This is a genomic window from Ruegeria sp. YTSA075, from assembly GCF_059610245.1.
This window is the reverse complement of sequence record NZ_JBXWNG010000030.1, coordinates 1-8,295: the sequence shown is the minus strand read 5'-3', so window position 1 is coordinate 8,295 and position 8,295 is coordinate 1. Positions and strand designations below refer to the sequence as shown.

Below are 8,295 nucleotides of genomic sequence, written 5' to 3'. Positions count from 1 at the left end.
GTACCGATAAAAGGCAACCGCATAGGGAGCGAGACCCTGATCGGTGAGCCCACGGCTAAAGTAGGGTACAAGGCCAAAACAGATGGATGCAAAAAGCACACCAACGACTGCAAGGGCATAGGGTATGGCGTTCCGCTTGGCTGAGGTTAGTTGGGTCATTGCTGACAACTAACACGCTATATTGCAGTTGACATCGCCAAGACAAATGAACGGCAACTTTTACGCGTTCGCGACTTGCTGCATGAGCGAAAGACCGAGGTGTGATCAAAGTCTGGTAAGGGCTCAACGCAGTCTTTCGCTGCAACAGGCTTGAATGAGTGCTTTGCGGACGAAGCTGATATTCGCATTGTCTGTCCGAATGTCAGCCAACTTTCGCAAACCGCCATCATAGTCCCGAACGGTGTCAGGTTAAAATGAGTTGCGCGCGCCTCATCGCAGCTCGTTCTACTCGATGCCTACTTATGTCGAAAATTCAACTCTCACCGCGTTATCTCAGGCAGTTTGATCCTTTGGATCTTACCGGATGGGCCTTTCGGTAATTCTTCCAGTAAATAAACCGTGTCTGGAGATTTGAACGCGCCGAGCCTTTGGACACAGATTTCGACAAGTTGTTCGGACGACAACGTGGAGCCATCACACAATTTGACGGCCGCCTCCACACGTTCACCATAAGTTTTGCACGGGCGAGCAAAAGCCGCGGCTTCAATTACGTCAGGATGCGAATACAGTGCTTCGTCGATTTCACGAGGGGCAATGTTTTCCCCGCCCTTGATAATTAGTTCCTTCAGTCGACCGGTGACAAAGAAATAACCGTCGTTGTCGATATGGCCCAAGTCACCTGTTCTAAGCCACCCGTCCGAGGTGAAGGTTTCGCCCGTTGCGTCGGGGTTCTTGAGATACTCGCGCATGACATTTGGTCCACGCACAGCGATCTCGCCTTGCAGATGAGGTGGTAGAGGAGTCAGATCAGGCGACAGGATGCATGCCTCATTGCCAAACGCCTTGCCCGGTGAGCCAATTTTGCGAATGCCCGGAGGCAATGGGTTCGATAGTATCTGGGCGGCGGTTTCGGTCAGGCCCATGGTTTCAACAATCGGCACTTCGAAACGGGCTTCAAATGCTGTTTGCACATCGGGTGCAAGCGGGGATGACGCTGAACGGCCGAAGCGTAACCGATCCCGGGTGTTGGACCCCGGGGTTATATCAGAGTGGAGCAGGTGCGAGATGATTGTCGGCACGACAGAGAACCATGTCGCCTTCGCCTCTTCGCACTGGTCCCAAAACTTGCTAGTTGAAAACTTCTCGGCCACCGCCAATGATCCGCCAGAGACCAATGCGCTTATGACCGTTACGCACAAGCCGTTGATGTGATAAATTGGCAATACGCAGAGACCGCGATCGCTTGGCGTCAACCTGTGGGCCACGGTTGGCGTCCAACCGCCTGCCAATAAGCTCGCGTGGCTGTGCACGACACCTTTGGGGCGTCCGGTTGTCCCAGATGTGTACATGAGCAGTGCGTCGTCTGCAGGCTCAAGCCGGTGCAATACCGGGGCTTTGTTGTCACCGGCTTCTGTGAGCCGAGACATTCTCGTCGGGCTCACCCTTTCGAACAAATTGACCTGGGCCTCGCCGACAAGTGCAATGCGCGCTTCGCAGTGATCCAGCGCATATCCTATAGCCTCGTCCCCCGCGACCAGGTTGATCACCGTCGCACGGAACCCGCCGTAAAGCACTCCGTAAAGGCATTCTATTGCTTTGCGACCGTTTGGCTGCAATATTGCGACGCTCGCTCCTTTATTCAATCCCAACGCCGTCAATTGTCGCGCAAGTTGTTTTGCTTTGCGCCGCAAATCCGACCAGGTCAGCGCAGGCTCGCCGTCAAAAAACAAATAGGCGTCGAGATCAACGTCGGTGCTTGCACGGTCATCTAGCCAGTCGCGGACGGTACCGTTTGGCGGCGTATGATCATCCACCTTCATTCGCCTGCATCCGCCCAGTAATCTGCGAAGATGTCTTCGACGGTGGGTTCGATAGGCGGAATTTCCCGAACGATCTTGGTGGTTTGGATGAAGTGCTTCCAATGCAGGTTCTCATCAATCGCATTGCCCCCCCAACTGCCGCAACCCATCGAAAGCGAGAAAGGCATGCCGTTGTTGAATGAGCCACCGGTCGCGAAAGTGTGCGCCTGATTGACGATGACACGGCAGGTTGGCATCAAGGCACCCAATGCCACCGCACGCGCGTCATCTGCGGTGTGAATGCCGATGGAATGTCCTGCCCCTTGATAGTCCAGAATGCGCGCCGCGATAGCTCGCGCGTCCTCGTAATCCTTCGCGCGGTAAAGCGCGGCAATGCGGCTTAGCTTTTCGCCGGACAGCGGATGATCCGGGCCGATGCCTTTGGTTTCGACCGCAAGGAACTTTGTGTCTTCGGGTACCTGATCAGACAGACCTAGTGCCGCAATCATCTTGTCGGCATCCTGCGCGATAACTTCTCGGTTCAGATGGCCGTCGGGCCAAAGCTTCGAAACAATCTGAGCTTCGTCTTCCACCAGCGCCCCACCTTCATTGGCGAGCGCCGCAATGAAATCCTCATAGATCGCGTCCACAACGATCATCGAGTTTTCAGATGAACAAGAAGTTGCGTTGTCGAACGTCTTTGAAGCGGTAATTTTCTGAGCAGCAGCCTTCAGGTCGGCGGTCTCGTCAACGATAACCGTAACGTTGCCCGCGCCCACGGCCACAGCGGGTGTACCGCAGGTCTGGGCACGATGGACATTGTTCTGGCTGCCTGTGCAAATCACCCGGTCGCACAGCTCCATCATGGCCTGAGTTTTGGCCTTGGAGCCGGGTGCTGGGACCATCTGAACCAGATCATGATTCAGCCCCAGCTTGTCAAACTCGGCATGAACGTTGGACAAAAGCAACTCGCAGCTGGCCACACCTTTAGGCGAAGGGGCAACAACCACTGCGTTGCCACACTTCAATGCGTTAATGATGTTGTTGGCAGGCGTGGCAGCAGGGTTGGTCGAGGGCACCACAGCGCCCACCACCCCGATGGGGCGCGCGATTTCGGTGATGCCGGTGGAGGTGTCGTTGCTGATAATCCCGTGCGTTTTCACGCCCTTGATGTCTCGCATCAAGCCAAGTGTCTTGCGATGGTTCTTGATGATCTTGTCGGGCACATTGCCAAGCCCGGTTGTCGCGACCGCAAGTTCGGCCAAAGCCCGATTGCGAGAAGGCTCCATAATCGCCCAAGCGGCAGCTTCGGCAGCGCGGTCATAGCGCCTTTGGTCGGCTCCCGTCTCGTAAGCTTTCTGAGCGGCGCGCGCTCGAGCGACAACCTTGCTCAATTGAGCCATATCATCATGTGCATTCATCGCGAAACTCCTATCGAAGAGGATAGGGCTCGTGTCGCCCTATCCAGTATTCTGCCACTCGCTAAAGACCTGCCAGAAGTTCTTTCAGAGTTTCCTGACGCGCAGCCCACATTTCCTGAACCTCTTGACGGGTCATGATGTGCATGGGCGAACCGCCTGCTTTCATTTTGCCCGCCACACGCGAGTTCTTGAACATCTCGGGGACGGTTGCGGCCAGTTTGTCGATGACCTCTGGCGGCGTGCCTTTGGGCACCATGACACCGCGGAAGTTCACGCTGGCGTTGTCGATGTCAAAGCCCTGCTCTTTTAACGTCGGGACGTCAGGCAGGAACTCATTGCGTTCCAGATCAAACACGCCAAGGATTTTGACGTTGCCCGCTTCCTGAGCACGGAATGCGTCTGATAGATTATTCACGCCGCCCATGACGTCACCCGCTATCACGGCTTTCATTGCTGCCGCACCGCCGCCTTTGGTCGGGATGTATGCCATTTTAACACCTGCTTCTTTCTCAAGTTGCAAAGCCGCAATGTGGTGTCCAACAAACAGACCTGCCCCAGAGAACGTCAGTTTCCCGGGGTTTTCCTTGGCGTAGGTGACCACGTCCTCCATGGAGTTGAAGGGGCTGTCCTTGGCCACCACAAATACCGCAGGGTCAGCGCCCCAGTTGGCGATCGGTTCGAAGCTGTCCGCCGAGTATTCGACACCGCCCTTAATCGACTGCGCAATGAAATGCGGAATGTTGTATGCCCCGAGCGTATAGCCATCAGCCTCGGCCTGGGTTGCAAACCAGTTCCAGCCAACCCGCCCACCAGCGCCGGGTTTGTTGATGATCGCAATGGGCATGCCAAGCGCATCTTCATTGCCTGCCGTCATGGTGACAATGCGGGCCTGGAAGTCAGTGGCCCCGCCAGCACCATAGCTGACCATCATCATGATGGGGCGTTCCGGGTAATCCTCGGCGGTGGCCAGGCCACCGGTCAGGGACATTAGCGCCAATGCAGCGCCTGCCAGTAAATGTTTCATGTTAGATCCTCCCTTGGATTTTTGATCGCCGCTTTGCGCGGCCCTTTTCAGAAAAATATCTCTCGTGGTGTGAAGACTTTGAGCAGCAGCGCGAAGAGCCCGTACATCACCGCCAGAAACCCTGCGGTGATGATCACGCGCTTGACCCAGGTTTTGGCCTCGTCATGCGGCGCCGGGTCGTAGAAGCTGAGGAGCAAGAAGAACGTGATCGTACCCGCTGTGTAGAAACCCAACGCCTTGGCGGCCCAGAAGATGTAGACAAGCGCGATGGTCAGGCCTGGCAGAAGCCACACGAAATCTTTGCGCGAAACGCCATCTCCGACCTTTGTCCAACCAAGGATCGCTTTGACGAATGTCCACAATGCCAAGACGACGAAGACGGTCGAAATCAAACGCGGGAACAGGAAGGCTTCGGCAGGCTGTTGCGTATAGCTTACCCATGCCACCCACATCCCGACCGCCGCAATAATGCCGGACGCCACAATGTGTTGAATGCGTGGAAGGCTGATCTGGCTCATCCCATGATCTCCTCTTTAGAGGTGTAGCGACGGCTGCGAAGTTCCATCCAGATCGAATAAGCAATTGATGCAATCACGATGGCAATCAGGACGATGTTCAGCGTGCCAGTCAGGAAATAGCTCGCCATTCCGTCTGTGGCGCCGGCAATCATTGACCCTTGGATGAAATTTGCTTCGGCAATCGGGCCAAGGATCAGGCCAAGTACCAGCGGCGCGGCCGAGAAGCCGAAGCGTTCAAGGAAGTACATCATAACGCCCAACGCGGCCATGACGTAGACGTCACCCATGCTGGACTGGACCGAGTAGCTGCCAAAGACGGCGAGCCCCAGAACAACGGCCGCCATGACGCTTTGCGGCACTTGTGCAACCCGGGCGGCAAGGCCAGCCACATAAAGGCCGAAGATGCACATGAGCACCTGACCGATCAGCATCGAGTTTATAAAGGTCCACGCCACATCCGGGTGATTGTCAAAGAGGTCGGTGCCGGGAAAAATTCCGTGGATCAGCAGACCACCCAGCAGCACTGCTGCTGTGGGCGAACCAGGGATCGAAAGCGTCAGAAGTGGCACAAGGCTTGGGCCGACCATGGCGTTGTTCGCGCTTTCTGCTGCGATCACACCTTCACTGTGACCCTTGCCAAATTTATCGCGTTCCGGGCTGAACTTTTTGGTTTGGTCATAGGCGACAAGACCAGCGATTTGACCTCCGACGCCTGGAATAAGCCCAATGACCGAACCTGTGATGGTACCAATGCTAAGGGCGCGAGGGCGGCGCAGAAGCTCGTGCACCGCATCCATGATCGAATGTTTCTCGACCTCGATCAATTCGGCATTTGCTGCGTTGCGGCCTATTGCGAACATGGTCAGCACCTGGGGAATGGCAAACAACCCGATGAGAGCCGCAATGATATTGATACCGCCGCCCAATGCTGGGTGAAAGATAAACCGCTGCGCGCCCATGATGTCGTCAAATCCGATGGTCGCGAGCCAGAGGCCGATGCAACCGGACAAAAGGCCCTTCACCACCGAAGCGCTGTCCAGCGAACCGATGACAGTGACGCCAAGGATGGCGAGCCAGAACAGATGGCTGGGACCGAATGCCAGCGCCCACTGCGCCAGAACGGGTGTCAGGAAGATCAACAGCAGAACACCAATCACGCCCCCGACTGCCGAAGCTAGAAAGCTTAGCTGCAACGCCTGCGCCCCCTTGCCTTGCTTGGCCATGGTGTGACCGTCCAACGTCGTGGCGATGTTGGCAGGTGCGCCGGGAATTTTAAGAAGGATGGCGCTGACCGCCCCACCTGCCACTGTGGATGTATAGGCCGCCCCCAAAAGGATCAGTCCCTGAACGGGTGCCAGGTGGAAGGTGAAGGGGATTAAAAGGGCCACTGCCATTGTCGGTGATAATCCGGGGGTTGCCCCCAAAATCAGGCCACCAATCGTTCCCAAAAGCAGCAAGCCAAAAGAGATCGGTGTGAAGACATCTCCGAAGTAATAAAGGAATTCCAAAGTTCCACCTGATGGTTTTCTCACGTTGACATCACAGGCTAAGAGATGAAAATAGTTTTGCAAATGTTTTCATTTTTTAGCCGATAAAGTATGAATAATGGCTCGAAAACAAAAAGATAAACCTGATATCGTCGCTGTTGCGAAAGCGGCAGGGGTGTCCATCTCGACGGTCTCGCGAAGCTTCAATCACCCTGATCTTCTCAAACCGGCGACTCGCAAGAAGATCGATAGAGCGGTGCAGAAACTCGGCTATATTCGCAATCGCGCGGCGCAGGTGATGCATGGGCGGCGCAGTGGCACCATCGGACTGGTCGTGCCAACAATTGACAACGCGATCTTTGCCGAATTGATCCAGTCCTTCTCTGATGGGCTCGATCAGTACGGTTTCACGATGCTTATTGCATCTCATGGTTTCGATTTGGATCGCGAATACAAAATGCTGCGCAAACTGATGGAACACCGTGTCGATGGGCTGGCGCTTATTGGGTTGGAACACTCAGACGCCACCCATCAACTGATCGAACAGCAGGGGGTGCCAACTGTTGCAATCTGGAACTATGCCGACGACGCACGATTGTCTTGCGTAGGGGTCCAGAATTCAGAGGCCGGCCGCTTGGCCGCGTGTCACCTGCTGGATCTCGGCCACCGAGACATCGGCCTTGTCTTTCCTGACCTTGCTGGAAACGACCGAGCTCACGATCGGTTGCACGGTGCTCTTTCAGAGCTGCGGCGGAAAAAGATCGAGGTGCCTGAAGAATGGCAACTGCAAGCCCCTTACAGCATTGCGGACTCAAAACGCGCTAGCCTGTCATTGTTGGGTAAGTCTCCGCGCCCCAGTGCCATTTTGTGCGGTAACGACATTATTGCTCAAGGCGTGCTTTATGCAGCAAAACACTTGGGCATTGTTGTGCCTGGAGAACTTTCAATAATGGGGATTGGCGATTTCAAAGGATCGGGAGAATTCGAACCGTCACTCTCCACCATCCGCATCCCGGCTAAACGAATTGGCGCTTTGGCCGCAAGGCAAATAGCGGACGCCGTTACTGGAAAAAGCGCGGGTACAACGGCGACAAAGTATGAACTCAGTGTATTAGTTCGGGATTCCACCGCAACGCCACCAGGAATGGCAAACACCTGAAACGGTCCTGGACATCTTGGCGAATACACCATTATTGGCAAATCCCATTTTGGCTGCGCCAACTCTCGCAACAAAGGCACTTGCGACAACCGGCTGACCATCAAGCGGGAAGAATTGGAGACCCGCGTGCTCACGGGCCTCAAGGACCAACTGCTGCATCCGGACCTTATCTCTGAGTTTGTGTCGGCATACCAATCGGAGTTCAATCGTCTGACTGCCGAGATATCCAAGAGCAGAGCCAAAACCGAACAAGAACTAGCCAAGACCACAAAGCAAATCGACAAGATCGTTGATGCTATTGCGCAAGGTATGTTCCATCCCAGTTTGAAGAAGAAGATGGACGATCTCGAAGCCTGCAAAGAAGAGTTGGAAGCAGAATTATCCGCTTCGTCTCAGGAGCGACCCGTTCTTTTACATCCCGGTCTCGCTGGCATCTATAAAGAAAAGGTGGAGGACTTGAGCGATGCGTTGAACAACCCCGCGACGAAGACTGAAGCGACATCCATCATTCGAGGATTGTTGTCCGAGATTCGACTGCTGCCCAATGACGGACAGCTTACCATAGAACTCGTTGGGGAGTTGGCTGGTCTTTTGGCTCTTAGTACACAGCAGAACGCCCGCAGCGTTGGCGCTACGGGCGGTTCTGTGACGCTGGTTGCGGGAGCAGGATTTGAACCTGCGACCTTCAGGTTATGAGCCTGACGAGGTTTGATCGTTAAGCGAACAGT

Annotated in this window: 7 protein-coding genes; 2 read left to right on the top strand and 5 right to left on the bottom strand. The window is 55.1% G+C overall.

Annotated features, from left to right (window positions below; all coding sequences use genetic code 11):
* Positions 1-479: 479 nt before the first annotated feature.
* From AC2FGE_RS20790 to AC2FGE_RS20770, 5 genes are all read right to left on the bottom strand, one after another.
* On the bottom strand, positions 480-1,979 hold the full coding sequence (locus tag AC2FGE_RS20790; RefSeq protein WP_496821236.1) for an AMP-binding protein: 1,500 nt from the start codon (positions 1,977-1,979) through the stop codon (positions 480-482).
* A complete protein-coding gene (gene sauS / locus AC2FGE_RS20785) occupies positions 1,976-3,379 on the bottom strand; it encodes an acylating sulfoacetaldehyde dehydrogenase (protein WP_496821234.1) in 1,404 nt (467 codons plus the stop codon). The genes AC2FGE_RS20790 and sauS overlap by 4 nt, the downstream gene beginning before the upstream one ends.
* Positions 3,380-3,440: 61 nt before the next feature.
* On the bottom strand, positions 3,441-4,403 hold the full coding sequence (locus tag AC2FGE_RS20780; RefSeq protein ID WP_496821232.1) for a tripartite tricarboxylate transporter substrate binding protein: 963 nt from the start codon (positions 4,401-4,403) through the stop codon (positions 3,441-3,443).
* Between the two features lie 47 nt (positions 4,404-4,450).
* On the bottom strand, positions 4,451-4,921 hold the full coding sequence (locus tag AC2FGE_RS20775) for a tripartite tricarboxylate transporter TctB family protein (protein ID WP_496821231.1): 471 nt from the start codon (positions 4,919-4,921) through the stop codon (positions 4,451-4,453).
* Complete coding sequence (locus AC2FGE_RS20770) at positions 4,918-6,429, bottom strand: tripartite tricarboxylate transporter permease (protein WP_496821237.1); 1,512 nt, start codon at positions 6,427-6,429, stop codon at positions 4,918-4,920. Before AC2FGE_RS20770 ends, AC2FGE_RS20775 begins: the two co-directional genes overlap by 4 nt.
* A 97-nt stretch (positions 6,430-6,526) precedes the next feature.
* Between AC2FGE_RS20770 and AC2FGE_RS20765 the strand changes: the two genes are divergently transcribed.
* Positions 6,527-7,567, top strand: a complete 1,041-nt coding sequence (locus AC2FGE_RS20765) for a LacI family DNA-binding transcriptional regulator (RefSeq protein ID WP_496821230.1) — start codon at positions 6,527-6,529, stop codon at positions 7,565-7,567.
* Between the two features lie 114 nt (positions 7,568-7,681).
* On the top strand, positions 7,682-8,263 hold the full coding sequence (locus AC2FGE_RS20760) for a hypothetical protein (RefSeq protein ID WP_496821229.1): 582 nt from the start codon (positions 7,682-7,684) through the stop codon (positions 8,261-8,263).
* The last annotated feature ends 32 nt before the right edge of the window (positions 8,264-8,295 follow it).

Excerpts from the sequence above, each read along its gene's own strand:
- AC2FGE_RS20780 (WP_496821232.1), bottom strand. The coding sequence starts at position 4,403 with ATGAAACATTTACTGGCAGGCGCTGCATTGGCGCTAATGTCCCTGACC.
- AC2FGE_RS20775 (WP_496821231.1), bottom strand. The coding sequence starts at position 4,921 with ATGAGCCAGATCAGCCTTCCACGCATTCAACACATTGTGGCGTCCGGC.
- sauS (WP_496821234.1), bottom strand. The coding sequence starts at position 3,379 with ATGAATGCACATGATGATATGGCTCAATTGAGCAAGGTTGTCGCTCGA.
- AC2FGE_RS20790 (WP_496821236.1), bottom strand. The coding sequence starts at position 1,979 with ATGAAGGTGGATGATCATACGCCGCCAAACGGTACCGTCCGCGACTGG.
- AC2FGE_RS20765 (WP_496821230.1), top strand. The coding sequence starts at position 6,527 with ATGGCTCGAAAACAAAAAGATAAACCTGATATCGTCGCTGTTGCGAAA.